This is a genomic window from Mucilaginibacter sp. SG538B (assembly GCF_013376065.1).
In the GTDB taxonomy this organism is placed as follows: domain Bacteria; phylum Bacteroidota; class Bacteroidia; order Sphingobacteriales; family Sphingobacteriaceae; genus Mucilaginibacter; species Mucilaginibacter rubeus.
Window position 1 is genome coordinate 17,573 of record NZ_JABMJI010000003.1, and the last position, 25,434, is coordinate 43,006.

Sequence of the window (25,434 nt, forward strand, 5' to 3'; positions counted from 1 at the left end):
AACTTGTCAGATATAAAGCTGCTCATTAAATAATGCCGATAAAAGGCAAAAAACAACCGTTCATTTAAGCAACCCAATCAACTATTCATTAATTTTACTGCATGAAGATAGCCCTTTTTCCAGGTTCATTTGATCCGCTTACTAAAGCTCATGTTGATATTGTGAAACGATCTGTTGAGCTTTTTGATAAGCTTTACATAGGTATCGGCGTGAACAGCAGCAAAAAGGGCTTGCTGAGTGTTGAACAGCGCGAACAAATGATCAGGGCAGTTTTCGCGCACGACGAACGGATCCATGTGATAGCCTATGAAGGCCTTACTGTCGATTTTTGCAAAAGCATAGGCGCCGCTTACATGATCAGGGGGATCCGTACCGTATCAGACTTTGAGTATGAAAAAGCGATCGCCCAGATGAACCATTCGCTGGCACCCGACATCGAAAGCATATTTATCGTAAGCAAACCAGGCTATTCATCCATCAGTTCAACCATTGTGCGCGAAATCATCCGCTATAATGGCGATGTAAGCCAGTTTATTCCGAAAGAGGCATTACCTTATTTGTAACCAGCTTTTCCTTGTGCAACACATCCATAATAGATGGAAAGGTGTTTTCAATTATCGGTTCAATATGGTGATGTTCAAACCAGCGCACATCGGTAATACCCTCTTCTTTTTGAGGTTTCAGCTTTTCTTTACCCTTACTTGTCATGGCAAACCAATGCGTTTTCTTAAGCACTACCTCGCCGCGGTTCACATATACGTGGTATGTTTTACAAATTTTCTCTCCCAGTTCGCTTACTTTTATACCGCACTCCTCCTCTACTTCGCGCACCGCCGCTTCTTTTACCTTTTCGTCTTTTTCTATTTTGCCTTTGGGCAGGTCCCATTTATCATTACGATAAATGAATAAATATTGCCCCTTAGTGTTCATAACCAGGCCCCCTGCCGCTTCAATAAGTGTAATATTCTTTTTAACGGCTTTAAGATACACCTTAGCGTTGGCTGTTTTTATGTAGAACAGTTTGTTAGGATTAGCGAGGATCCAGGTATATATAATTTTAAGGTCAAAGGTCTCTGCATCAAGCCTTTCAAAATTATCTGCATGCTTTGGTTCAGATTCTGTGAGCAGGATAACCTTTTCGTTAATATAAATTCTGTATTTTTGAGCCATGTTTACTAATAATGAGATCGAACAACAAGTAGCCGAATTCCTGCTGCAAATTAAAGCAATTAAATTACAACCCAATAATCCTTTTACATGGGCATCGGGCTGGAAATCTCCAATTTACTGCGATAACCGCGTTACACTTTCTCATCCAACTATCCGCACTTACATCAGGCAGCAATTAGTGGCAGCCATACAGGATAAATTCGGGGCGGTTGGCTGCATTGCAGGTGTGGCAACCGCAGGTATACCGCAAGGTGCATTAGTAGCCCAGGAATTAGGCCTTCCATTTATCTATGTACGTTCAAAACCTAAGGAGCATGGTACAGGCAGCATGATTGAAGGCGATGCCGCTACTACATCAGGCAAGCGGGTTGTAGTTATTGAAGATTTGCTTTCCACCGGTAAAAGCAGCCTGCAGGCCGTTGAAGCGTTGCGTGCCGCAGGTTATGACGTTGCGGGCCTGGCGGCGATATTTACTTATGGCTTTGATATTGCCGACGAAAACTTTAAACAGGCCAACTGCCCATACGTAACCCTGTCAAACTATAACGCGCTTGTTAAATACGCGGAAGAACATCAGTTTATTAACGAAAAGGATGTAAACCTGCTCAAACAGTGGCGCGAAAACCCATCAACCTGGGGCGAAATGGCTGCAAGTTAAGACCGTTGATTTTTTTGATTTCGATGATTTTTAGATTGTTCGTCAGCGTAATTTGTCTCAAATCTCAAATCTCAAATCTAATATCTCAAATCTATCCATGAATACATTCACTAGTACGGTAAGTATTAACAAGCCTTTAACGGAGGTTTACGATTTCCTGGCCGATTTCAATAATCACCGTCAGCTGATGCCTGATAATATCCAGGAATGGACATCCACCCGGGATGAAGCCCGTTTCAGTATCCAGAATATGGCCAAGCTTGCTTTGAAAATTGAGGAGCGTGTGCCCGGTCAGCTGATAAGGATCATACCGGCCGAGAAACCACCATTTAACCTGGAACTAAAATGGTCGTTATCTTTCAATAACGACCATACTGATATTTTATTCACCATTGGCGCAGAGCTTAGCATGATGATGAAAATGCTGGCATCAGGTCCGCTTCAAAAATTGGCCGACCATGAAACACAAAGCTTATTTAATATTTTAAACTAAGCTTAGGGCGTTGCCCTAAATCTTATAATTAATATATTTTTAATATACTTTGCGCTTTTGTGTATTGTTGATGGCTATTACCACATTGATGATAATTAAACCTATAATTAATGCTCCCATGACCATTGTTAAATAATTTAAATAAATTTTTATACTGTATGTTAGTCAAAGGCTGTACCATTATATTATAACCGGTTAGATATAGCGATTAAACGTATTAAATATACTTTTAGTTTATACTCCATTATCATTTCTGTGTAATTGTGTACCCATGGATTTAATTTTATGGGGAAAAATTGCTGCTCAAAAAATCCCCATCCATAATATCAGCACCATATATCGTTAAAATGAAGATTTTACCGTACTTTTGCGCCAAATTAGAGGTGCAGCATGATCACGGTATCCAATCTTTCTTTACGTTATGGTAAGCGTACTTTGTTTGAAGACGTAAACCTGAAATTTACACAGGGCAACTGTTATGGTATTATTGGCGCCAATGGCGCGGGTAAGTCCACATTCCTGAAAATTCTTTCGGGCGATGTTGACCCAACCAGCGGCTCGGTGAGCTTTACTCCCGGCGAACGTATGGCTGTTTTGAGCCAGAACCATTATGCTTTTGACGAATTCACAGTTCTTGAAACCGTAATGATGGGCCATAAGGAAATGTACGCCGTAATGAAGGAGAAAGACGCTATTTATCTTAAAGAAGATTTTAGCGATGCCGATGGCGAACGCGCGGGTGAACTGGAAAACCTTTTTGCCGAAATGGACGGCTGGAATGCCGAAAGCAATGCCGCTACCCTGCTCAGCAACCTCGGCATTAAAGAAGAATTTCACTATCAACTGGTTAAAGACCTTGATAACACTCAAAAAGTACGTGTTTTATTAGCCCAGGCACTTTTTGGCAAACCGGATATCCTGTTACTGGACGAGCCTACCAACGATTTGGACATCCACACCATTAGCTGGCTGGAAGACTTCCTTGCGTCATATGAAGCTATTGTACTGGTAGTATCTCACGACAGGCACTTCCTGGATACTGTATGTACCCACGTAGTAGATATTGATTTCGGTAAAATGACCATTTATACCGGTAACTATACCTTCTGGTACGAATCGAGCCAATTGGCCCTTAAACAACGTGCCGAACAAAATAAGAAAGCCGAAGATAAAGTTAAAGAGCTTCAGGAGTTTATCCGCAGGTTTAGTGCCAACGCGTCCAAATCAAAACAGGCAACCAGCCGTAAAAAAGCATTGGATAAAATCAACCTGGATGAAATTCAGCCATCAAACCGCAAATATCCGGGTATCATATTCAACAACTTAGGCCGTGAAGCCGGCGATCAGATCCTGACCGTTGAAAACCTGGGCAAAACCCTTAATGGTGAGGTACTGTTCAGCAACATCACTTTCACTGTAAACAAAGGCGATAAAATTTCCATCCTGTCGCAAAACAGTTTGGCAACTACCGCTTTCTATAATATTTTAACTGGGCGCGATAAAGATTTTACAGGCACCTTTAAATGGGGTGTAACCATTAACGCGGCTGATATCCCTAACGACAGCAGCGAGTACTTCGACGGTAAAAACGATAACCTGATTGACTGGCTGCGCGAATACTCACCAGGCGAAAAAGACGATCAGTTCATCCGCGGCTTCTTAGGCCGGATGCTGTTCTCGGGCGAAGAAGTTATGAAAAAATGCAGTGTGCTATCTGGCGGCGAAAAAATGCGTTGCATGTTTAGCCGTATGATGCTGCAGCAAGCCAACCTGCTGATGTTTGATGAACCAACCAACCACCTCGACCTGGAATCGATCACCGCGCTTAACAATGGCATGAAGGACTTCCGGGGTACAATCCTGTTTACCTCACGAGATCATGAACTGGTTGAAACTGTTGCAAACCGGATCATTGAGTTAACACCAGGTGGTTACATTGATAAACTCATGACCTATGATGAATACATCAACAGTCCTGTAGTGCAAAAACAGCAGGAAGATTTATACGCCGCTGTATAATAACCGGTAAGGAATATATGAGGCCTGGTAGTATAATACTACCGGGCCTTTATATTTTATAACTATAATAAGTTAAACCCGGTGGCCTGCGTTTCGAGCTGATTAATAGTAGATTCGTCGCTAAACAAGTAAAAATGATCTTTAGTATACGAATATTGAACATTTAAGCCGTTTTGGGCAATGAAATCTTTAACAACGCTTTCATACAGCAGCTTGTTAATTTTGAGTAATTTTCTTTTTTTCATGAGAGATAGATATTAAGTTTTACAATTTAAGCAGCTTTTGTTAAAATTCCAACAAAAAAATTAACATTTTGTTATGAAGTTGCTATAATTAACTTTTTTTTGGCCGAGCCGGGAATAAAATGAACACCAGGAAGATGAAAGCGGGTTATTACTCCAACCTTTAATTTTACAATAAGCAGATTAAAATAATTAATAACCATGAGTAATTCCGCCTGCTGAAAAAGAAAATAATTTGCATATTTGCAACCCAGCAAAAGCTGGCACATATGACTCCGTAGCTCAGCTGGTAGAGCAAATGACTCTTAATCATTGGGTCGAGAGTTCGAATCTCTCCGGGGTCACCCTACTGGACAAGTCCGATAATTCGGCACTTGTCCAGTTTTTTCTCTCTCCTAACTTACTGTCAATAAGCAAAATACATCCTACAAATTCATTGAGGCGATTAGTTCGATGTTGTGCTCCGTCAAAACGCAAATTTTCAGGATGGATCGAACTAATGATACGTCTTTTCATAGCTATATCACCTTCTTTATATTTGAGTATCAAATCTTTGGCGTTCAATAAACCTCTTTTAAGGTGATTCTCGACCAATCTTGAATTCTGTGCAATATCGGGAAGCTTGCTTTCCAGCGATGTGATGTCCTTCTCACATTTTAATTTGATTGCCTGGAAATCGCTCCCTGTAAATTCTCCCGAAATGAGTAGCTCCCTCGCACGATCTATCTTCTCGTTCAATACCTTTATTTGACCAATAATGCTCCTTTGGCTATCATCGCCATTATTTACGCTCAACCGATAGGCTTTACTGATACATTCAAAATAAAAGTCTTGATAGCTTTCTTTAATAGAAATCTTTGCAATATCCTTCTCAAAAAAATCATTAGCCAAATCCGCTCGAAATCTACACTTACAACCTGCGGTACAATGATAGTAGTAAAAATATGATCGACTGCCCTTTGATGCGCTCCCGGTGAGTTTTCGGTTACATAAAGGACAATCTATAAATCCCCTTAGTGGAAGCATTTCTAAAGAAACAATTTTAGTTCCTTTCAATTTCTTCTTTCCATCAAGAAAATCCTGTGCCTCATAAAATGTTGCCTCACTGATCAACGGCTCGTGTAACCCATCCACAAGATGTTCATCTTCATCTTTGTATTTTGGAATAAGGACTTTTCCAAAATAAAATGGGTTTCGAATATGTCTCCAAAAGTTTTTATAAGAGCATTTAAGGCCTTTATCCTTCGCCATTTCATAAACCTGCATAATGGTATATCGGCCCTTAGCAAGTTCTTCAAAAGCTCTTTTTATGGCGGTAGCATTAGGTTCGTATGGTGCGATGTATTTCTTGCCGGCCTCGTTTATTTTATTGATGTAGCCGTATGGCGCTGTCGCCATCCAACGTCCTTCTTTTTTTGCCCTGCGCATACCATGAAAAACATTCAACGAACGCCTGTCATTCTCAACTTCCGGTACGGCCAGATAAAACGCAAGCATCATCTTATTTTCAGGAATTGTTAGATCTAATGGTTGCTCTATCGCCTGTGGCTCGACGCCGCTCCGATTAAGCTGATTTATCATAAAATAAGCATCTCCTGTGTTTCTACTGAAACGATCCCATTTGGTAAATAAGATAAGATTAGCCATTCCTTTGTCCTTGCGTAAATCTGATAATAGTTTTGTCCAAACAGGCCTGTTAAATGTTTTGGCTGAAAAATCTTCGTAATAAACACCGTTGACCTGAATTGATTTGATTTCACAATACCGGCGCAACACTTCCTCCTGATTGCGTTGGGAATATCCCTTCTCTGCTTGTTCATCAGTACTTACCCGAACGTATAATATTGCCTTGTTCATCTTGTAATCTATTGTTGCTCAATTTATCAATTTGTTTAACCCTAAATCAGCCTAAAAAAGCCTCATTGGGCATTTTTTAGAAATTTTTGTTCTAAAATAGCCCCTGTTGAACGGGGCTATTTAAAGCTTATGCTTGTATAAAACCTTGTGCTAATATGTTTTTTAGCCATCCCTCGGCAAACACTGTGTGATCATTTTGCATCTGTTCGTCGCAATGTTCTACAACTCCGCAGTAGAACGTTATACTTACCTGATAAATTCCAAGGTTTGCTTGCTCAAAGGAATATGGAATAATTTGTACATGCTCGTAACCTGAACTGTCGCCTGTTCTTCCATCAATGAAGACAAAACAAACCTCGGGGTCTTGCATCAGATCACCGTTTTGCTTGTAATAATGACAAAGGCTAAAAAGCAAAGCTTCGCCGTCATAGGCTTCGCCAATCTTTTCAATTACTAAAGGCATAAATGGCTCGTTCTCAATTTTGAGATGCTGCTTGCCGTTAAGTTTCTCAATCAGCAAGCAAAACATTTCGGTACTTTCTTTATTTAAGGTTCTCATAATTATCTTTTTAAGTGATGTTGTTTTGGCCTGTATTCATTTAATAGTTCGCTCCCGTACTTGGTGCGTATCTCGTCCAAAGATTTGCCGCTGCTTTGGCTGACCTTGTATTCCGCCGTCCTGAAATACCAGGCCTGTTTTTTAGATGCAAAAAAGAAACCCGCACCTTTTAAAGTCGCCCTTACCAGGAAGGTATTTCCGGTTACCCAAATCCAGTATCCTACTAATTCAATGCTGATGCCGTCGAGGCGTATAATTTGCTCGATGGCTTTGCGGTAGGCTTCAGACGAAAGGATTTCGTTTTCTGTTTCTTCAGCGGAAAGCTTTTCACCTTTGATGGCCTTCGCACTTGCAAATACATATTCTTTATTGATTTCCTGCATGGTGGCGGTATCGCCTCCTAAATCCGGATGAAATTGCTTGGCCAGTTTCTTGTATTGCGCCTTAACCTCGTCAAGGGTTGCACAGTCATTAAACCATTTCATAGGCATTTAAAAACTCGTTGTATTCAAAATGGAATAAAGCAGGATTCGCAGTTGCTAAATCCTGCGCATAGCCCGGCCAAAATATTTGGTTGGTCAATTCGATGAATAATTCTATCATTGTTGCAGCTATTAAAGTGATTCCATCTAAGCAAGATGCCCTATGTATTATGGTACATAGGGCATCGCCCATTTATAGATTTATGCAGGAATTATGATCTCGGCTTCGATCTCTGCCAGTTTTTCCACGCATAGGCTATTCACGTACTGGCTCACGTGGTCAATGATATAGGCGTTTTTGGTTACGAACTCATTGCCGTTGTCATCACGTATAATCAGTTCACAGCGGTAAAACTTATTATTGCCTGTTACATCGCCATCCTCATTAGCTTGAATAGTAAAAGTTTCGAGGTTGTCGATAGTGCCTTTAAGCCTGTCCCGTTGCGCTATCTTCTTGCTTAGGTCACCGACCAGCTTAACGGTTGCATCAAGGTTGAAAAAGGGCTTCAGGCTAAATAGTTCTTTGAGCTCCCTTTTGGTCGGCTCACCCTGCGGGTGGTTTTGGTCCTCCGGTTTTATTTGTCCGGCTTCGGTTGTTCCTGCAACGTTAGCGGGTTGGTTATCCACTGTAGCGGGATCACCCGCCTTAACTTCGGTATTACCTGTTTGCGGTGCAGGTTCATTTTCCGAACCGGCATTTTTACCTTCATCGTTGTTTGTTTCATTTTTGGCCTCCTTGCCTGTGATATTCGGGCGGTTGTTGTTTTTAGCTGATTTATTGTTTTTTGCGCTTTGGTTTTCTATTACTGTAGTTTTCATGATCTCTAATTTTTTTATTTACTGATAATAATTTTATGTGACAGGTCAGCGGTGCTTGTCTTTTGGGGTGGTGCTCTGCTTTTTAAGTTTTTCATTTCCGGGTGCTTTTTTTCCATTTTTTAGGAGATGCTCGCATGCGCTCGCTCTCGCTTTTTATTAAGCACCTCACCTGTAAAAGCCGGTCACTAAGGCAAGCCTTTTGGAAAAAAAATACGCTCTCCAACACCCGCCGCGATAGCGGCATCCGATAAAAAAAATGAGAGGAAGATTTTTTTTCCAAAACCGTAGGCTCGGGCTTGCTGTGTGGGCGGCTTATCAGAAATTTGTTTAATAAAAGGTCGAGGAAGCGCTTTTTATGCGCCTAAATAAGCGAAGCCGAAAAGAAAGTACGGGCGGAGCATGTACCGGACGCGGGAAGCGGCTGAATGGAGAAGCGGAATGAAGCGGCTGCACCGCTGGCTTGTATCACTTTAAAAAGCAATAAAAAAGCCACCCGAAGACAGGAGACCCGTCAAAAGTCTTGAATTAAAATTGATATGACGTTATTTTTCAAGTAGTTATTTTGATTTGTGAAGCAAATCTTGACCTTTAACAAAGTAGACGATAACACTTTTATTTAGTTATTTTGATGCTGACCTTAGTTATGGACTTATTAGCCATAGAGTCGAAATTTCAATGAATTTAAAAGGATAAAAAATTGATAATGGATGTACAGCCTAAAACGAAGAGTGAGATGATATAATCGAAAACTGGTAATACCCGAGAAATAATGCTGTATTTCTAATTAATCGGAGTATAAGACCGGCGATTAGGTAAATCGAAATAAATATTATGTTCGTGACAAATTACTTAATAAACAAATAAATGCCTGAAAATTCCGACTCTAAATTAAGTAGCCGATTAATTGCTTTGATACCGGTTATAAGCTTAATGGTGCTTTTGAACGGTGCCGCAAAGCAATTTATGTACTATTATAATTTCAATTTAGATATTTTTTCTTTTTTAGAGATTACAGAACTTCTTCCTCAGACTATATTCGATTTATTTACCGCTACATTTTATCTATTATTCGGTTGGGTTGTTGCGGTTTACTATGCAAATAAAATTGCACACCTTAATAACTTTAAATTTCCGGAGCGAACTCTCTACACGTTACCCATCAAGAGTGATGAATTAAAACTGAAGATAATCAGTCAAAAACGAAAATTTAGAAATGCTTCCACTGTTTTATTAGCAATGATTATAGGCATTACTATACTTTCAATTATCATATTACACAAATTGTATAATGATGTTGAAAATCCTAATTCAGAATCAGCGCTCACGAAATTTCTTTATTTAAACATGTTTCATCTCTATTTGATTAGTTACATAACGGTCATCGTGGCAACTACATTTTTATATTTCCGAATAAATAAAGAGCGTACACTTCAAATATTGGTAACCTTTTCAATTTTCTTAATAACTTCAGGATTGTTCAACGGTATTTTCAAATATAACGCTGTCGTGCAAACAAACTCACATAGAACTTATTCTATTAAAATTGGTAACAATATCATAGCATCAGATAATGAGTACTACTATATTGGGAAATGTAAGAGCTTCGTTTTCTTTTATTGCACTAAAGACAATTTGGTAACGGCTTATTCAATGGCAACAATCGTAGAAATGTCGGTCGGCTCTGATTAATTTTTGATAGATATTTGCTTCGAAAAAAAGGCCGCCCTTTTCCGGGCGACCTTGAACAGACGGAAAGATAAGATTTTTATTTACTTCGTTTCAGCTCAATAACCTCTTTTCGTACATCGGTAGCTAAAACCTTGATCTGCTGCAACCCGTTGCGCAGGCGCGTACCGGCTGCCTTATTGCCTTTCTCATAAAACTTTACGGCGTCCTGTTCAATAGTGCTTACTAATTCTTTCAATTCCTGGAATTTTTTCATGGTCTTAAATTTTATTGGTTGAATAATAAATTGATTAAAAGTTAGAAGGGTTATCCCCTTTAAATTTTTACAGAACGGCTTTCGTCCAGTTCTTTTTCCTTGTCTTTGGCCTGGCTTTTACTTTCGGATTGCGTTTTCTCCGGCTGTTTGTAGAGTTCACGTTTTTCCCTGGTTCCCTTTTCAGAATAGAAATCAAGCGTTTTGTACTGCGGCGCGGCTTCAGCCATCAGGCTCACTTCCTTTCCTTCACGGTTGGTAGCAGTGACCGCCACGCGGTCGCCGTTTTTCATAGCTGACATTATCCCTTCCTTTTGTGCTGGATCGGAAAGTTCTTTTATCTTGAAGCCTTTCAGCGTTTTCTCCAGATCGAAACCAAATGCCGGATCGTTCATTTGTTTCAGTTTGAAGTTTCCCCAGTCATCTTTCTTTTGCTCAAAATCCAGCTTGATCCAGGCTTTGTAACCCTCGCCATTCCTTGGATTGATCAGATCGTCACGATGAACTGTACGTCCCTGTACCATATTCGCTGCCTGGGTCGCCGAATAACCGGCACCTTCTTTCACATAAAAGGTCTGCTTGATAGCAGGACTGAAATAAGCGCCGCGAAAATCGTCATGCACGAAATTTACCTTCCCGTTTTCTTTGCTGGCCAGCAACAGCCTGCTTTCCGGGCTTTCGCCAATACTTAATTCACTTGTTCCTTTATGCTTCTTAAAAAATTCAATGGCCTCATTCGGACTATCGAACGATTTAACCAGGGGTTTTTCCTTGTTATCCTTGTTTTCGGATAGTACCATATAGGACTGGTTTGGAGCAGATGGCGGCACCTTCCCGGCGGTGGCCTCGAATTTCCCAAAGCTGTAGATGTCGGAAACACCCGATTTGTGAAAATGCAAAGTCAGGTCGACCTGACCCCTGTCGCCGGGCAAGTGATCCTTAACGGTAAAATGCTGTGGCAGTTGCCGCATATTCTTCTCCAGTTCCTCTGCTGTTTTAGGGCTGAAGCCCAAGGCGGCAACCTCTTTTTTGAGATCTTGCAGATTGTTTAAATTCATTGCTTTATTATTTGATTGGTTATCGTTTATGATGCCCTTGTCAATTGCCAGGCTTAAAGTTGCGGCTGGGTTAGCTGTTCTGATATCAGCGAGAAAGTTATCGATCCGCTGATAGTATAATGGATGTTCATCATTACCAAAGCCCGGAACATGTCCCAGATCTTCTTTTTCATCTAAATAATCCAGTGCATCATCCAGTGTCGTAAAAATCTTGATATCGTTAGCGTGTAACTGAGCATCCATTGGCCGTGTTTCCAGCACAATGTATTGAGCGCCATTTGCTTTTGCAGTCTCGACTTTGGCTATGATTGTTTCGGCATGGTCTGTTTCAAGTAAGCCCATATCAAATTTTGTTTATCCTGAGCAATACTTGTTGGCCCCCATGCAGCTTGACTTTAACCTTTTTGACCTTTTTGCTGATCAGTGTTTTGGCGGCGTTGATGCCGGCGCTGGCGGCCTGAACGCCAAGCGATTGATCCATCGGCAGAAGATCCATGCTTTGAACCGCGTTGGCTGTACCCATGCCACCTGCTTCGGCGAGTTCTGCTTCGGGAGTGTCGATGCCGGGTAGTCCGTCCAGCGAATACACGGAAAACGAAACTGGGATGATAGACGTTCCGAGCCGTATATTTTTGATGTCAAGCAATAAGCGCTGGTTGGTAATGTTACACGAGCCGAAAAGCAATTGCCCCTTTGGTATTATTACATTTTTGATGATGATGCTATCCACGACCCGTAACCGTACCACACCGCCCTGTGCTACTTTTTGATTGCCTTCAATTACGGCCGGTATTGCTGCAAAAGTGCTGTCGGCTTTGGTTTGCGTTGGAGCATTCGGCGCAACATCCGTTTTTGGCGGCGATTGTATGGCTGCTATTTTATCAAGCATCGCATTTAACTGCTTCAACTCCGGATCCTCAGCATCTTTGCTATTAATAGCGGCAAGCATTTTTTCCAGCTTTTCAGTTTCCGGTGTAGGTTGATTGTAGTTTACCGGCGGAGGTAACGGTTTAGTTTCAGGCACCGGAGCATTAATTACATGCCCGATTTCCGATAGCTTTTGATTTATCTTAGCAGCACTGGCATCGGCCGAGCCTCCAAACGCCGGATGTTTTTCGAAGCTGTTTCCGTTGAGGCTGAATAATGGGTTATTCGCATTGCTTTTTATTTTTACAGAATCTTTCGCTGCCTGATCGTATAAACTCAACTTATCTTGTGGCTGGTCTTTTCCGAATTTTGCATCCGGCAGGTGGGTATTGATCCCTTGATTAGTATTGGCCAGGTCGTTAGGTTTACCTTTACCGCCGCCCAGCACTGTAAATATCAGCGCCGCGCAAAAAACGATGATTAGCGGCAGCACTAATAAGAATTTGCGCAGCCTTGCTTTCTGTTCTTCAGTTTGTTGTTTCATCTATTTTAATGTTTTAATGATTAATACCATGCGCGCAGCAGGAGCAATAAACTCGCGCCGCCGAATAGCAGGCAAATCGCGGCCAGCATCAGTATTTTGGACGCCCGGTTCCAATGCTGTGTTCGCCGGTTAAGGTTATCCGAGATTTGGCACTGGATACGGACGAGTTGCTGTTCAAACCGTATTTTAAGCCGATTTTGCCTTGCGTATTTTGGTTTTGATTTACGTAGCCTCATATCATTTGCTTTGAGGGATATCGTTGTTTTCCAGAATTTCCCATGCCTGGATTAAAAAGCCGTGCGGGTTCCTATCCGTCTCGGTTTTCAGGTCACTGACCTTACCGGTAGTGACGAGCCTCCGCGTTACGGTACTGGTAGCACGGATCAGTTTTTCGGTTGCGAAGCACGTAAAAGCCCAGGGATAAGCGTTCATATCGAGGCGGATGCTGTCGACCGTGATTTGCTGATTGATGTTCCCGGAAATCAGGTTGTTGAAATAGTTCGCTTCTTTCAGGTTGTCATATACCCGCTTTGCTGAATTGTCGGACAGGTATAAAGCCTTCCTGATTGAAGTATCAATCTGCCCGTCATCCGGTGCCAGCGTAAAGAAATCTTCGTGGAAAGTTTTGATGTGATCGCGCAGTTCTACCGGCAGATTGGTCTTCCGGTCGGATGTGAAAGCTGCCAGCACTTTTCCGTTATACAGGATATGTACTTTATTTTGCGCTTTGTCTGCGAAGTCATAGCTTTTGTAAATGCCGAAGCATAATACAACAGCGGTGACCAGCATCAAAACAATGTTAAACAGCCTTTGAAGCCTTGCAACCGTATCGATGTTTTTGAGTTGTTTAAACATAAATTTTACTTCTTTAGGATAAGAATTGTATTGGATCAGTTAACTTTTCCCGGATAGCCGGTCTTTTTGGTGATCGCTGCCTCCTGAGCCTGCGCTGTGATAGCCCCGCCAATAGTTCATGGGTGCAGTCAATATATTATATGCCCCTCTTCCTGCTCTTGAAGCCGCCTGCGGAGCAATGCTGGCAGCAGCGCCTGCGGTCGATGCGGCAATTTGGCCCGAAGTTGCAGCTACGCTTGTGCCGACGCTTGTAACGGTGCTGATTCCGCCCGCTGCCAAAGAGTTTACTCTTTGCAGCATCCCATTTTGGCCGTGCGCATGGACAATGAAATTGGCGACGGTAGGTACGGAGAAATAACCAAGGATACCGATCAGCAAAAACACGAGGTATGCCGTGTCGGTGCTCGAAAAGAAAGTATCGCCCTGGTTTTGTATCTGCGATATGTCCAGCTTCAGCATATTTTCCTGCACCTTGCCGATGATCGCTCCAAAAATATTGGCAATCGGCAGCCAGAGAAAAATATTGATATACCGGGCTAACCATTGATGCAGGCTATGCTGAAAACCATCGAATACGGACAGGCCGAATACTAAAGGCCCAAGTATGGCCAGTACCACCAGGAAAAATGTTCGGACAGTGTTAATGCAAAGTGAGGCTGCGGAATAAACGACTTCCAATACCTCGGACAGCCATTGTTTGATACTGTTGCGGAACGCATACGATTGTTTTGCTGCCCAAAATTTTATGTCATTGCCGATACCGTCGAACACACCCTCGCTATCACCGTTGGGATCATCCGGATGAGTGTATTTATACCACTTGTCCTGGTCGCCGTTACCATCAACACCTTCGTACATTTGGTATGCATCAGAACTTTTGACAGCCAGTTCCTTTTGCCTGATCAGCTGTGCTATTGCCGTGTTGCTGCTTTGCACCATGCTTGCAGTCGCCGAGACGACCGGTTGTAATACGCCATTCATTAAAGCGATCACCGCCGGAAAAAGCAGGATGGCCATTCCCAGAGCGAAAGGCCGCAATAAGGGATAAAAGTCGATGGCTTCGGCAGCTGCGATCTGCCGCCATATTCTCAATGCGATAAACCACAAGGCAGCAAAACCGGCAATACCACGTGCTGTTCCGATAAGCTGGCTGCAAAGCGGCAGCATCTGGCTATACACGTTATCCAATACCGGCTGCATGCCTTTCAGGTCGTCCGCGATCCCGTCTGCTTTTGAAAGGTGCGGAACCCCGACCAGGAAAAGCAGGGCCATCAGGCTAAAAATGATTTTTGATTTCATGCTAATAAAGATTTTTGAAAGTTTGTATTTCATCCGTTGCCTTTTGCCGCTGTACCGAAAGGACAGCTACCTGGCTGTTGAAATGCCGCAGGAATACCAATTTCTGCTGTGTGTCTGTATAGATATGGTCGATAGCGCCTAAGCGATCCGCATCGCTCATCCGCAATGCACCAGCTGTGACAATGTTGGCCAGGTTGGTCAGGTTATCTATACTCCCGCTTAACAGGTGCTGAAAAACGTTACTGATGTAGGAAAGTTCCTGCGGATTGAAATGTCCACCCTTGCTCGCTTGCTTCCACGCAGCCTTATATTCGGAAACGATACTGGCCTGGTCTGCAATGATGTCAGCAACCCGGCCGTATTTTTTAACCTGCGGGCTTACTGCCATCAAACTGTTTAGGAATACCGAATGCAGATTGAAGTTGCCTTCCGAAATGTTTTTAACCGCACCGTACCCTTGTGTAAGGATCGTATAGCCGGTTTGCATATCGGATAGTATCGCCTTGAACTGCGTTAGTTTTTCTATATCCAATATCAATTGCTGCGTATCCTGCGCTGTTGATGTTTGTGCTTCTGAATACTTAAAAGACATCGTGCAAAGGCCAAAGCAAAGCAATATTGCTATCCCCGCCTTGCGCAGAGCTGTTGTTAGGACTTTAATTAATTTCATAATACCTCCTTAGCGTTTGCGTATTTGACTTGTCCCGGTTTCTTTGGGCTGAAAGCAACCTGACGCGGTTAGTGAATGAGCAGGCAAAAACATATTTGTCATTGATTGCAGCACTGATTTCGTTTATCCGTTTGATGCGTTCGTCATCTGACATCTGCAATCCACCGGTCGTAAGCACGGTTTGCAGATCGTTAAGGTCAAGATGGCACTGCTCGACGAGGTTTTCACGGACACGGCTGATATAAGTTTGTTCAGTTTCGGTCAAGCCAGCCAGGTGATCAACTGCGTTAAACTGGTTGACAATGCTTTGCAGCCGGGCTTGTACCGCCGAAAGGTTAACTTCATTCCTGATCACGGGATTAACCGCCGAAAGAGAATTGTAAAAATCCTGGTGCAGGTTAAATTCAGCTCCCTTGAAATTCGCGATGGTATTCCATTCGCTTTTCAGCATGTCATAGCCCTGCCTTAGCGAGATTTCTTCTGCTTTTAAAGCTGCGATTTGCTGTTCCAGGTATTTGATCTGCGTTTTCTTCTGATGGAACCATTCATCCCAGCTCTGCGCTTTGACGCTTTTCAAATCGCAAACACAAAGCACGAAGCAGATCAAGAATAGTCTTACGTTAATCGATCCCATAATACTTTTTCAAGGTTGCTACTTCGTTTTCATCTTTTGCCCGATGAAGGCTCAGGATGGCATTTTGGTTATTGAACTGTTGCAAGTCGTTGTAATTGGCGTCCATGTGATCGGCCGTCCTATTGATGAGCTCCAGGCGCGCCGCGTCAGGCATTTGAGTTTTGCCGGAATGAATAACATCCAATATCTGATCGAGGTCGTTTACACTGACTTCAAGAATTCCTGAATAGACTTTGGTCATGTACGCAAGCTCATCACTTGTAAAATGCGTGTCCTCTTTCAGCAGGTTCCAACTGTGCGTATAGGCGTTGACCAACGCTACCTGTTTTTGAGTGAGTTCCCCGATTTTTGAATAATACGCTATGGCTGATTTGATATCCCACAATTCCTGGTAGTACTGGCTGAACAGGTCTTTTTGTTTTGATGACCAGTCGGATATTTCCGTTAGTTTCAGTTTGGACAATTGGTTTTCAAGCGCTTTCTGTGCATTTTGGAGCCAGATCGTCTTGTTCTGCATGCTTTGAATCTTCAGGTCAATGGCGCGGATCACCCGGCCGACCGTTGATGAAATCACGGATCCGACCACGGTTTGCGCATCGGCCCCTTTTGGGATCGCGACAAAGACGGTAATGGCCGATATCGGCAGGATCACCATGTATTTTTTTAAGGCGTTCATATCGCTATCTTTTGAATTTTGCATAAAAGGCCCCCTTACCCCCGTAAGGGGGCACAGTTGATTAATAAATTGATTGATTATTTCCGGACTTTCCGGTTCGGATTCAGGGGTTAAAGCTTCCTGTATTCGCTGTTTCCGTTTAGCAGGGTGCCTTTTTCCGGGTTAAAAAACAGCACTTTACCGGTTTGGATGACCTGCATCGTTTGTTTTTGGTCATCCCATTCGCCTGTCCAGTGTTTTACCTGGTGCTGAAGGCCCTGAAGTTTGCCTTCAGTTATTCGCCTGTAACCGGTATTGCGGGTTATCGCGTAAATACTTTCGGTATTTTTCGCCGGTTCGATAATGAGGGTATCGTTGGCTACGCTGTATTCGCTTTGCGCTTCATTGACATATTTGCCCGGAATAAAATCTTTAACCCTGGTGGTTTCACTCTGGCAAGCAGCTAATCCCAGGACTGCAATCGCCAATGGATAAATGAACTTTTTCATTGCTTCGATTTAATTTTTGATTCAACTAATGCCGCGATCCCTTTTTCCATGCTCCCGTACTGTCCGGCAAACTCCAGTACCTGTGCTTTTTCTGATGATTCCGTGGTGTAGGCGTAATATTCCTCGGGCGAAACCTCCGTCCGGTACACTTTCGAACTTTGCCCGCCAAGACTGATAAATACTTCCTTGTATTTGTAAGCAGGGTCATTGGCCTTGTTCATTGACAGGATGAGCGCTTTTTCCTTTTCGGTCAAACCCAATAGTTCCTGTACATCGTCGAACTTATTCTGATACTTGCTTTGATCTAACAGGATCTTGCAGTCACTGTTATTCACGATGGCCTGCTTAATGACCGGGCTGCTTAAGATATCCTCAACCTCTTGTGTTACCACGATGGCCTCACCAAAAAATTTACGGACAGTTTTAAAAAGATATTTAATGTATTCCGCCATGCCGTCTTTGGCAATCGCCTTCCACGCTTCCTCTATCAAAATCAGCTTACGAACATTTTTAGGAAGCTTCCGCATTTTGGAAATAAATACCTCCATGATGATGATCGTAACTATCGGGAACAAAATCTCGTGCGACTTGATATTGTCCAGTTCGAACACAATAAAGCGTTCATTCAGCAGGTCGAGGTTTTCTGTAGCGTTCAGCAGGTAATCGAATTCGCCTCCTTTGTAGTAAGGATTCAGCACGTAAAGCAGGTTCCCGATGTCAAAATCCTTTTCCTTGACTTTTCCGTTTTCCAGAACCACTAAATATTCGTTCATTAAAAAATCGTAGAATGAGTTGAAGCAAGGAAAAACAGCAGGGTCTTTCGCGAGATGCTGGTAGTAAAGTGTGACGGCATTGGAAATAGCCACATATTCAGACCTGGCAAAATGCTCGTTTTCCTTCTTCCAGAGTGCCAGCAACAAAGTTTTCAGGCTTTCCTTTTTTTCAATGTCCAGCACTTCGCCTTTAGCGATGTAAAATGGATTGAACTTGATCGGATTGTTTTCTTCGTAGGTGAAATAGTAACCGCCGACCAGATCACAAAGGCCTTTATAACTATGGCCAACATCCACCAAAACAATATGCGCACCCTGTTCATAGTAACTGTTGACCATGTGATTGGTAAAAAAGGATTTACCTGAACCGGATGGGCCTAATATCATCTTGTTGCGGTTAGTGATGTAGCCTTTCTGCATAGGTTCGTCGGAGATATCCGCCCGTACAGGCCTGCCTGATAACCTGTCACCGAGCCGAATGCCTGCGCCATTCCGTGAACTGCGGTAATTGCTTTCGAGGTTTAAGAAGCAGGTGGCCTGCTCCAAAAAAGTATCGAAGGTGTCATTCATCGGAAAGTCCGCAGCGTTGCCCGGCAAACCGGCCCACCAGATCTGTGGTGCGCCGTCCGTTTCCTGCTTACCAGCTGCATCCATCTGCGCCATAGCCGACCCGACTTTGTTCCTGATCTCCTGGATACTATCAGCATGGTTAGTCCAGGTCATTACATTGAAGTGAGCTTTGACAGGTAACCGCTGTTCGGCTATTGCTTCGTCTAAAAAATCACTGGTGGCGTCACGGGCTATAGCATTTTCCCGGCTGTAAGCCGATAGCGATTGTAGGCGTAGCCTTTTTTTTTCCAACGATTTGATCGTTTTTTGAGCATCGCCAATAAAAATGAACTGGTTGCAAATATGGTTACAGTCCAGCAACAGGCCCAGCGGGGATGCAAAACCGACACTGAATTTTGTGCGGTCGGTGCTGTACTTATCATAATTGACACGACTGCCGCAAAGTGAAGGCAAGTCCTCTACGTCGGAGAGTGTAAACAGCTGACAATGTTCGCTGCCGATACGGATTTCATCTTTAAGGTGCACGTCTTTGATCAACGGCCTTTCGTTTTCGGCCTGCAAAAAGCAATACTGCTCAATGATGCCGGCTTTTGATTTAGTTCCGGCCAGTTCGTCATTGATAAGCCTTTTCAATGATATCAAACCACTGTCCGATAAAATCCGTTCGAAAGCCCCGGCTTTTTCCGTAAAATCGCGATAAAGGTTTTCATTAAGTGCCTGCGCTGGAACTGGGGATTTCCGCATCAGGCCTGAATAACCACTGCTTGCTGCCTTTCGGTTCCCTGGCTGTTTGGTCAACATGACATAGCAGGTATGCTTCAGGTAAGGACGGCCTTCAAAATAATGTTCGCTGGCCGCTGCTAAAAAGTTTTGCTGATCGCTTAGACTACCGTGATAACCGGCACGAACAAAAACATCCTGTTTGTGAACGATGCAATGTTGTGGTAGCACCTTGATGGCCTTTATCCATGCGTGGTGTAATGCTTCGTATTCCTGGCCCGACATGGTAAAAATGTCCGGCAATTCCAGCTTAAAGGCAATTGTAACGTCGCCCTGGCGGGAAAGAATAGAATCATTTTCCACCTTGTACACCGGCAATATATCTTCAATGTTTACCATCACTTTTTCGTGTTAATTGGATAAATAATTTTCTTGAGCGGAATTTCACATACACCGGCAGGCTTCTTTTAGCATTTCGTTTAGCTAAACCGTATTGACCATATTTGTGGCTTAACCTGAATACTCCCGTTACCAAACCGGTGCCCGTGCCGGCTATCAGGATCAGGCAAACCCACATATTGACACCGCAGATATAAAGGATCGCGTAAAGAAGCAATAATGCAACCAGCCCTCCGGCTAAGTAACCGATATACTGGGCTTTGACACCTTTAAATTCGATTGCCTTGTTAATGCCTTTGTTAACCTGATAAACACTGCTCATAACCCAAAGAATGATTTAATTACAGTTGCAACTACAACCAGAAAGATGCAGGAGCCGAACCAGGCAGCCGCAACTTTGTTGGTATCCGGCTCACCTTCGTTCCATTTGCGGAACACTTTAATTGCACCGACAATGCCTAATACCGCACCGATGGCATACATCAGGTTGCATCCGGCATCAAAGTAACCTTTGACCATTGTGGTTGCCTGGGTGATACCCGCCGCGCCATCCTGTCCAAAACAGAAGTTGACTGTCAGTATTCCCATTAAAAACATCAGCGTTTTGGTGAATGCTATCCGCTTTTGCCCTGCCGGTACTGCACGGTAATCGTTGATGCCGTTTTTGAAATATTTATAGATCGCTTTGAAAACTGATTTCATGGTTAAGTCAATTAGGGGATTAATACCAAAGGTTAGTTAACTCTTCATCCGAGATCGGAAAAAGGGCATTTTCGCGGATAAATTCGTTGATCGCGGAAACATTAGGAGAACCGGCGATATCGGGATACTTCGTTTTCACCAAATCGAAAAGGGAATAAAAATCTTCTTTTGTCCCGTTTTCGTTTTCCAGGATATTGAAGATCGTTTTCAATTCCTCTAACACGTCGGGTATGATGCCGATTTGCCTTTCACGCTCCGCATCGTCTGTTGCGTCCCAAACCTTTGGCGCAAAGCCGAGTGTATGTGCCTCAACTTCGCTGATGCCGTCCGGCGGCCTGTTTGAGCCGATCAAATCCTCATCATCCAATTCCTCTTCCCAATCTTTTTGAAGGCGTTCAACCTTTTTTTCCTTTTTAAAACCCTTAGCTGTTAAACTCAGCAATCCCGCATACCAGGCAACTGTGAAAATGACGGCGGCAATCAAAAATTGCTGCCATGTGAAAAAATGTAGTATCATAAAACTTGCTTTTGTCCTGCCGCTTCATTGCGACAGGATTACAAAAGCAAAGGTTGGGAGATGTGAAATCCGCCTTGGACAAGTTGCCTAAAATTGATTTTAACCAATTGAAATCAAACTATTTAGCAATCAGTTATCTTGTCGGTTTCTTCTGGATTGCTGTTTTTCCGGGTTATATTCCTCATCCTCCTCAATTTTCTTATTGACCGATTCGCGCAGGTTGTCCAAAAAACGGGTACGGCTTAGACGTTTTCGCCTCTTGATTTCCACAAAACGACGAGCAGGAATGCCGATTGACACTCCGAAATGTTCTTCCAGCCATTTAAAAATATCGTTTACACCAGCCTGCCCATTATTAAGTTGGCCGCTGTCGAGTAATCCGTAACCCAATTCAACAAGATTTATACTTTCGCCTGTCCAGTTTAGTGGTTTGGACAGATAACTTCCGTGTTGTTTTACCTGAGCCGCTAACGTGCCAAATCTGATTTGTTCGAGTATAAATTCCTGTAAATGTTCATAGGCTTCAAATTTTGAAAAGAGATAGTCTCCGCAGGTTGAAAATTCGGGATCAGCCTCACCAAATTCAGGAACAAAAAAAGACGGCACCTCTGCGCCCCGTATGAAATAAAGCTTGTCAAGTTCAGTCATCCCTGTTCGATAATACTGATACATGTAAGCATTATGTTTGAAACACCGGTTGATTATTTCGAGTTCGCTTTCATAAAAAGCCAATTGCTTGTCCCACGTGCCCACCGGCCTACTCTGCTCGATATTGTATTGCTCCATAGCAAATATTTTAGCCGACAGGAACTTTGGCTTTATTTCTTTAAAAAAGTAAATTTCGGAGTTTTGGTCGTCGAACCGTTTCTGCTGCACCTGTTCCCGCAACATTCTTGACAGGCTTCTAATGAGTTGGAGGGAACTTGATAAACGCTTTTCTGGAGTGAATTGTTGACCTGCAATATGAGCAAGTCCATCCGTAAGCTGCGTCAATAGCTTTCTGATAGAATTTGATAGCATAAAACAAAGATTTAATCCAACCTGCCTTTGCCCGGTTCACAATCGGCAACAACTTCCACCTTTGGCAGGATATAAGTAGAGTTTTTCCAAATAATTCTATTTAATAAAAAAGCCCATCTTTAACCATTAACAATGGCCAAAGATGGGCAATCAAAGGAAGCCTTATAAGTGTAGTTTTTATCCTTTAACCTGAAAAGTGGAAAACCACCTACTCAATTTTCGAAGAGTTTATTGATCAATGTGTGTCTTTTTCGGACGCCAGTTTTCTCGTAAATTCTTTGTATATAGTTATTTACCGTATTTTCCGATAGATATAACTTTTCCGCTATCTGTTTATAAGAAAGACCGTCTGCAAGGGACCTGGCAACATCCTTTTCCCGCGTTGTAAGCTTGTATAATTGGCAGTTCGCATCAAATATTACAGATCGATTGTGCCGTTTTCGTCGATGTTCGGCTTTTGCGCGGCGAGCAGATCGGACAAAGAATAAGATTGTAATAATTACAAATCCTAAGTTTGTAAATAAAACTTCCGTAACCTGATCCATCTGTAACCATACAAATGCTCCCATGGCTACCCAAGGAAAGACAGCGCAATACACAGTAATCTCTTCAGTATAAAAGTGATGATCGCGGTGCTGCTGATAGTGTTGGCGTATGGCACGAAGAATTGCCCAAAGCAAGACAACAGCATAAATGAATGGGATGACTATTCCTAACCGAACATCCATTATAAAGTCGTCATTGATGGCATAGATCACTACGAAGAATATAAAGTATGGAGCGAGAAGAAACAATGGTACACCAATTTTGGCATGCCATTTTAGCTGCTGAAGATCAAATTCTTTGTAAAAGTAAAACGGGAAATACGATGCAGTTATAAAACCAGCGCCGTATGATATCATGTGTTGATATCGGATCGGCAAGGACAATTGCGCATCTGGAAACAATCCTCGTGTGATGTCATAAATAATTAGTAATAGCAAAAGTATAGAATAACGGACTCGATGTTTATCTTCCAAACGAAGAAGATACCGGATTGTCTGACCTGCCAATAGCATCGTTTCCAAAAGGACAAAAACGGCAGTGACAATATGCATTTGTGTTCCAAAGACCTGCATAGTGATTTATTCCATCGCTCCTAACGACGTGAAGGTTAATAAGAATCGTTAAAATGAGTACTTTCCACATTTTAAACCGTGCTGTTAGCAACGCTTCGAGCGCCCAACGATAGCAGGTTCAAGTTTTTTCTAACTTTTGACGTCGGATGGGAAATGGTGCCCTTTGATTCCAACAAATGGGCAAGTGTCAAAAAGATATTTAAATAAACCGATATGCCAGCTGAATTGCTTGACATGTTGATGGTTCATAATGATGCAAAATCTTTTAAAAAAGAGATTTGATAAGAAACTTACAAGGCTTGCGGTATCGCATTTTGTTGCAATAATCATATTGACTCGTTATAAGGGTTGGTTAAAAAATATAAATTCCTGATATAAATAATTATTATTATAATTTTCTATGAGAAGCTTTGAGGCTTTTCAAATTATCAAGTATTTATTATTGATTAAAACGAGAAAAAGTGTGAAATAATTACAGCAAATGACGGTGATTTACTTTTCCATGACTGAAAGAATAATATTGTGAGATGTAAGAGGAAGTTTTATAGTAATTACCGCTCAGACATCGGCGAGAAATACATTTTTATAGTGTTATTTCCAAGTCTTTAAGTCAAGTTCAAGCCCGAATATATAAGAAGCGATTATTTACTTGACTATTATACCTTTTAAGTCTTCCATCTTTGGTAAGAGCAAGCAAAATGCCTGAAACTTCTGGTGCTTTAAAGTCGTTACCAGCATCATTGAGATGTTTTACTATTTCGGCAATATTTTTTTCTGTATCAAAGAAATCGGTCAGCATAACTTGATCTAACACACGTTTGACACCTGGCCTTTTAAAAGATTGCTTTGAATATTCTTCCTTAGAAACTATAGGGGCAAGTTGTTCGGCAGTATTTTTTATGGGCTTGGATTTTAGCTCTACGAATGGTAAAAGAAATTCTACTATTCTTATCTGAACAGCCTCGGAGTTAAAACGATTTACAATCTCCGATAAATCCTGAATTTGTTTTATTAATCGCTCGATAGATTTATCCATTGCCCTTTCTAAGCATTTCTACTTTTTCCCTTTCACTTTCCAACAACCGCTCAAGTAAAGCTACTTTCTCATCATACAATGAAACTATCTTTTCAATCGGATTAAAGTTAGGATTGTAATTTATATAGTGTCCCTGCAATGTGGACGAATTATCATTGTTTGTGTAAGTATTTGCAATAATATTTATAGCACCGTTTTCATCCAAATTTTTGATTGCATCAACTGGAACTTTCAAAATTGCAGCAACCTGATTTAAGATATCATCCTCAATGACTTCCTTCTGCTCCAATAATGAAACCCTCTTTTGGCTCCAATCTTCACCCAGAGCATACGCAAGTGCTTCTTGCTTGAGGCCGAGCATTTCGCGGAAACGTTTGACATTACGCCCTTGGTGAATATTTTTTGATGAATCGGTATTCATGTTCATAGTTTAGATGTAGAGTGCGGTCAAAAGTAACAAAAAATCGTAAAAGCATATACTTAGTCTAAAATAGAAATAATACTTGGACTCTATTTTAAATAAATCATAAATTTTCGAAGGTGAGCGCTGTAAGGTCAATCAATATAAGCTTTGGTAAAAGTTTAAATATTATCCTTAAAAGCTCTAAATATTGGGTTTTATAATAAAACAACTAAATAATACAATACGTATTATTAGAAAAAACCTAAATGTCAGCCGTAGATAATTACCTTGAAGTACTTAAAGGGTTGGTACTTATGAAGAACGCCGTAAACACGATGGTGCCACAACTTGCAAAGCCCATAGGCTATGCTGTTTTCCTGCAAACTCATCATGAATTATCAGAAGTAGCAATTCTGCGCCTATTCAATTATCTACCTTCAAAATTTCCGCCCTCATCTTTTACTAAAGACGTGTTGGCTATGTATTGCGGATATGAAAATTATTTGGATTTCTGCGAAAAACGTGGCCAAGACAATATTTTAAAGGATGGCGACATTGATTTGCCATCACCCTTGATATAGTGTAATATCAATCTACGAACGTATGTAAAAAACTTCCGAATTGGTTGAAATGTAATTCTAAAAAATCCGGCTTTTAAGATTGAATAGAATTTTAGAGAATTGTTTAGATGTTTTTTGATTTTCAAATTTGTTTTGCCGTTTTGCGATAGTGGGTTTGCATTTGACATCGTATAAGTTAAAAATCTTAACAAACCAACATCAATCCGAATTATATAGCTATTAGCACGGCAAAGGAGATCAAGGTGTCAGGTCTATTTTCCAGGCTG

General features: G+C 41.9%; 31 protein-coding genes and 1 tRNA gene. 7 read left to right on the forward strand and 25 right to left on the reverse strand.

Features of this window, described 5'->3' with window-relative positions:
• Positions 1-101 precede the first annotated feature (101 nt).
• Positions 102-563 carry a pantetheine-phosphate adenylyltransferase gene (gene coaD, locus FHW88_RS16245; RefSeq protein ID WP_176626870.1) on the forward strand — a complete coding sequence of 154 codons (462 nt, stop codon included), beginning with the start codon at positions 102-104 and terminating at the stop codon, positions 561-563.
• Here the strand turns inward: coaD and FHW88_RS16250 are convergent.
• Positions 532-1,170: an NUDIX hydrolase gene (locus tag FHW88_RS16250; protein WP_090525941.1), complete on the reverse strand. Its 639-nt coding sequence runs from the start codon at positions 1,168-1,170 to the stop codon at positions 532-534. The genes coaD and FHW88_RS16250 overlap by 32 nt on opposite strands.
• On the opposite strand from FHW88_RS16250, the gene pyrE reads away from it, so the two are divergent.
• The 3 genes from pyrE to FHW88_RS16265 all read left to right on the forward strand — a co-directional run bounded on the left by pyrE (position 1,169) and on the right by FHW88_RS16265 (position 4,340).
• Positions 1,169-1,828, forward strand: a complete 660-nt coding sequence (gene pyrE / locus FHW88_RS16255) for an orotate phosphoribosyltransferase (protein WP_176626878.1) — start codon at positions 1,169-1,171, stop codon at positions 1,826-1,828. The genes FHW88_RS16250 and pyrE overlap by 2 nt on opposite strands.
• 97 nt (positions 1,829-1,925) lie before the next feature.
• On the forward strand, positions 1,926-2,321 hold the full coding sequence (locus FHW88_RS16260) for an SRPBCC family protein (protein WP_176626880.1): 396 nt from the start codon (positions 1,926-1,928) through the stop codon (positions 2,319-2,321).
• Positions 2,322-2,711: 390 nt separating this feature from the next.
• Entirely contained in the window at positions 2,712-4,340 is a 1,629-nt protein-coding gene (locus tag FHW88_RS16265; RefSeq protein ID WP_176626883.1) for an ABC-F family ATP-binding cassette domain-containing protein, read from the forward strand.
• A 62-nt stretch (positions 4,341-4,402) separates the two neighbouring features.
• Here the strand turns inward: FHW88_RS16265 and FHW88_RS16270 are convergent, their stop codons facing one another.
• On the reverse strand, positions 4,403-4,585 hold the full coding sequence (locus FHW88_RS16270; protein WP_090525945.1) for a hypothetical protein: 183 nt from the start codon (positions 4,583-4,585) through the stop codon (positions 4,403-4,405).
• 268 nt (positions 4,586-4,853) lie between these two features.
• Here FHW88_RS16270 and FHW88_RS16275 point away from each other — a divergent pair.
• Positions 4,854-4,926, forward strand: a tRNA-Lys gene (locus FHW88_RS16275).
• On the opposite strand, the gene FHW88_RS16280 is transcribed toward FHW88_RS16275, so the two are convergent.
• The 5 genes from FHW88_RS16280 to FHW88_RS16295 all read right to left on the reverse strand — a co-directional run bounded on the left by FHW88_RS16280 (position 4,892) and on the right by FHW88_RS16295 (position 8,299).
• Entirely contained in the window at positions 4,892-6,439 is a 1,548-nt protein-coding gene (locus tag FHW88_RS16280; RefSeq protein ID WP_176626885.1) for a recombinase family protein, read from the reverse strand. The genes FHW88_RS16275 and FHW88_RS16280 overlap by 35 nt on opposite strands.
• Positions 6,440-6,566: 127 nt before the next feature.
• Positions 6,567-6,998 carry a DUF6908 domain-containing protein gene (locus FHW88_RS16285; protein WP_176626886.1) on the reverse strand — a complete coding sequence of 144 codons (432 nt, stop codon included), beginning with the start codon at positions 6,996-6,998 and terminating at the stop codon, positions 6,567-6,569.
• Positions 6,999-7,000: 2 nt separating this feature from the next.
• Positions 7,001-7,483 (reverse strand): J domain-containing protein, encoded by a 483-nt coding sequence (locus tag FHW88_RS16290; protein WP_176626888.1) that lies wholly within the window; start codon positions 7,481-7,483, stop codon positions 7,001-7,003.
• Positions 7,470-7,601 (reverse strand): hypothetical protein, encoded by a 132-nt coding sequence (locus tag FHW88_RS30190; protein WP_255485353.1) that lies wholly within the window; start codon positions 7,599-7,601, stop codon positions 7,470-7,472. Before FHW88_RS30190 ends, FHW88_RS16290 begins: the two co-directional genes overlap by 14 nt.
• Before the next feature lie 80 nt (positions 7,602-7,681).
• A complete protein-coding gene (locus tag FHW88_RS16295) occupies positions 7,682-8,299 on the reverse strand; it encodes a hypothetical protein (RefSeq protein WP_176626890.1) in 618 nt (205 codons plus the stop codon).
• A gap of 864 nt (positions 8,300-9,163) precedes the next feature.
• Between FHW88_RS16295 and FHW88_RS16300 the strand changes: the two genes are divergently transcribed.
• The gene (locus tag FHW88_RS16300) at positions 9,164-9,988 is read left to right on the forward strand and encodes a hypothetical protein (RefSeq protein WP_176626891.1); all 825 of its coding nucleotides are present in this window, start codon (positions 9,164-9,166) and stop codon (positions 9,986-9,988) included.
• 76 nt (positions 9,989-10,064) lie between these two features.
• On the opposite strand, the gene FHW88_RS16305 is transcribed toward FHW88_RS16300, so the two are convergent.
• From FHW88_RS16305 to FHW88_RS16390, 18 genes are all read right to left on the reverse strand, one after another.
• A complete protein-coding gene (locus tag FHW88_RS16305) occupies positions 10,065-10,241 on the reverse strand; it encodes a histone H1 (protein ID WP_176626893.1) in 177 nt (58 codons plus the stop codon).
• A 59-nt stretch (positions 10,242-10,300) separates the two neighbouring features.
• Positions 10,301-11,638: a hypothetical protein gene (locus FHW88_RS16310; protein WP_176626895.1), complete on the reverse strand. Its 1,338-nt coding sequence runs from the start codon at positions 11,636-11,638 to the stop codon at positions 10,301-10,303.
• Between the two features lies 1 nt (position 11,639).
• On the reverse strand, positions 11,640-12,707 hold the full coding sequence (gene traM, locus FHW88_RS16315) for a conjugative transposon protein TraM (protein ID WP_176626897.1): 1,068 nt from the start codon (positions 12,705-12,707) through the stop codon (positions 11,640-11,642).
• 20 nt (positions 12,708-12,727) lie between these two features.
• A complete protein-coding gene (locus tag FHW88_RS16320) occupies positions 12,728-12,943 on the reverse strand; it encodes a hypothetical protein (RefSeq protein ID WP_176626899.1) in 216 nt (71 codons plus the stop codon).
• Position 12,944: 1 nt separating this feature from the next.
• The gene (gene traK / locus FHW88_RS16325; RefSeq protein ID WP_176626901.1) at positions 12,945-13,562 is read right to left on the reverse strand and encodes a conjugative transposon protein TraK; all 618 of its coding nucleotides are present in this window, start codon (positions 13,560-13,562) and stop codon (positions 12,945-12,947) included.
• Positions 13,563-13,601: 39 nt separating this feature from the next.
• Positions 13,602-14,861, reverse strand: coding sequence for a conjugative transposon protein TraJ (gene traJ, locus FHW88_RS16330; RefSeq protein WP_176626903.1), 1,260 nt, complete (start codon positions 14,859-14,861; stop codon positions 13,602-13,604).
• A gap of 1 nt (position 14,862) precedes the next feature.
• Positions 14,863-15,453 carry a TerB family tellurite resistance protein gene (locus FHW88_RS16335; RefSeq protein ID WP_255485354.1) on the reverse strand — a complete coding sequence of 197 codons (591 nt, stop codon included), beginning with the start codon at positions 15,451-15,453 and terminating at the stop codon, positions 14,863-14,865.
• 64 nt (positions 15,454-15,517) lie between these two features.
• Positions 15,518-16,165: a hypothetical protein gene (locus FHW88_RS16340; protein WP_176626907.1), complete on the reverse strand. Its 648-nt coding sequence runs from the start codon at positions 16,163-16,165 to the stop codon at positions 15,518-15,520.
• The gene (locus FHW88_RS16345; RefSeq protein ID WP_176626909.1) at positions 16,152-16,865 is read right to left on the reverse strand and encodes a conjugal transfer protein TraI; all 714 of its coding nucleotides are present in this window, start codon (positions 16,863-16,865) and stop codon (positions 16,152-16,154) included. Before FHW88_RS16345 ends, FHW88_RS16340 begins: the two co-directional genes overlap by 14 nt.
• A gap of 86 nt (positions 16,866-16,951) precedes the next feature.
• Positions 16,952-17,329, reverse strand: coding sequence for a hypothetical protein (locus tag FHW88_RS16350; RefSeq protein WP_176626911.1), 378 nt, complete (start codon positions 17,327-17,329; stop codon positions 16,952-16,954).
• Positions 17,326-19,791: a TraG family conjugative transposon ATPase gene (locus FHW88_RS16355; RefSeq protein WP_176626913.1), complete on the reverse strand. Its 2,466-nt coding sequence runs from the start codon at positions 19,789-19,791 to the stop codon at positions 17,326-17,328. Before FHW88_RS16355 ends, FHW88_RS16350 begins: the two co-directional genes overlap by 4 nt.
• On the reverse strand, positions 19,778-20,113 hold the full coding sequence (locus FHW88_RS16360; protein ID WP_176626915.1) for a DUF4133 domain-containing protein: 336 nt from the start codon (positions 20,111-20,113) through the stop codon (positions 19,778-19,780). Before FHW88_RS16360 ends, FHW88_RS16355 begins: the two co-directional genes overlap by 14 nt.
• Positions 20,110-20,388 carry a DUF4134 domain-containing protein gene (locus FHW88_RS16365; RefSeq protein ID WP_176627765.1) on the reverse strand — a complete coding sequence of 93 codons (279 nt, stop codon included), beginning with the start codon at positions 20,386-20,388 and terminating at the stop codon, positions 20,110-20,112. Before FHW88_RS16365 ends, FHW88_RS16360 begins: the two co-directional genes overlap by 4 nt.
• Before the next feature lie 124 nt (positions 20,389-20,512).
• Positions 20,513-21,010 carry a hypothetical protein gene (locus tag FHW88_RS16370; protein WP_176626917.1) on the reverse strand — a complete coding sequence of 166 codons (498 nt, stop codon included), beginning with the start codon at positions 21,008-21,010 and terminating at the stop codon, positions 20,513-20,515.
• A 129-nt stretch (positions 21,011-21,139) separates the two neighbouring features.
• Positions 21,140-22,030 (reverse strand): RteC domain-containing protein, encoded by an 891-nt coding sequence (locus FHW88_RS16375; RefSeq protein ID WP_176626919.1) that lies wholly within the window; start codon positions 22,028-22,030, stop codon positions 21,140-21,142.
• 212 nt (positions 22,031-22,242) lie between these two features.
• Entirely contained in the window at positions 22,243-23,148 is a 906-nt protein-coding gene (locus tag FHW88_RS16380; protein ID WP_176626921.1) for a helix-turn-helix transcriptional regulator, read from the reverse strand.
• Positions 23,149-23,764: 616 nt separating this feature from the next.
• Positions 23,765-24,184 carry a hypothetical protein gene (locus tag FHW88_RS16385; protein ID WP_176626923.1) on the reverse strand — a complete coding sequence of 140 codons (420 nt, stop codon included), beginning with the start codon at positions 24,182-24,184 and terminating at the stop codon, positions 23,765-23,767.
• Entirely contained in the window at positions 24,177-24,605 is a 429-nt protein-coding gene (locus FHW88_RS16390; protein ID WP_218117225.1) for a helix-turn-helix transcriptional regulator, read from the reverse strand. The genes FHW88_RS16385 and FHW88_RS16390 overlap by 8 nt, the downstream gene beginning before the upstream one ends.
• Before the next feature lie 248 nt (positions 24,606-24,853).
• Here FHW88_RS16390 and FHW88_RS16395 point away from each other — a divergent pair, with 248 nt between their 5' ends.
• On the forward strand, positions 24,854-25,168 hold the full coding sequence (locus FHW88_RS16395) for a hypothetical protein (protein WP_176626926.1): 315 nt from the start codon (positions 24,854-24,856) through the stop codon (positions 25,166-25,168).
• Positions 25,169-25,434 lie beyond the last annotated feature (266 nt).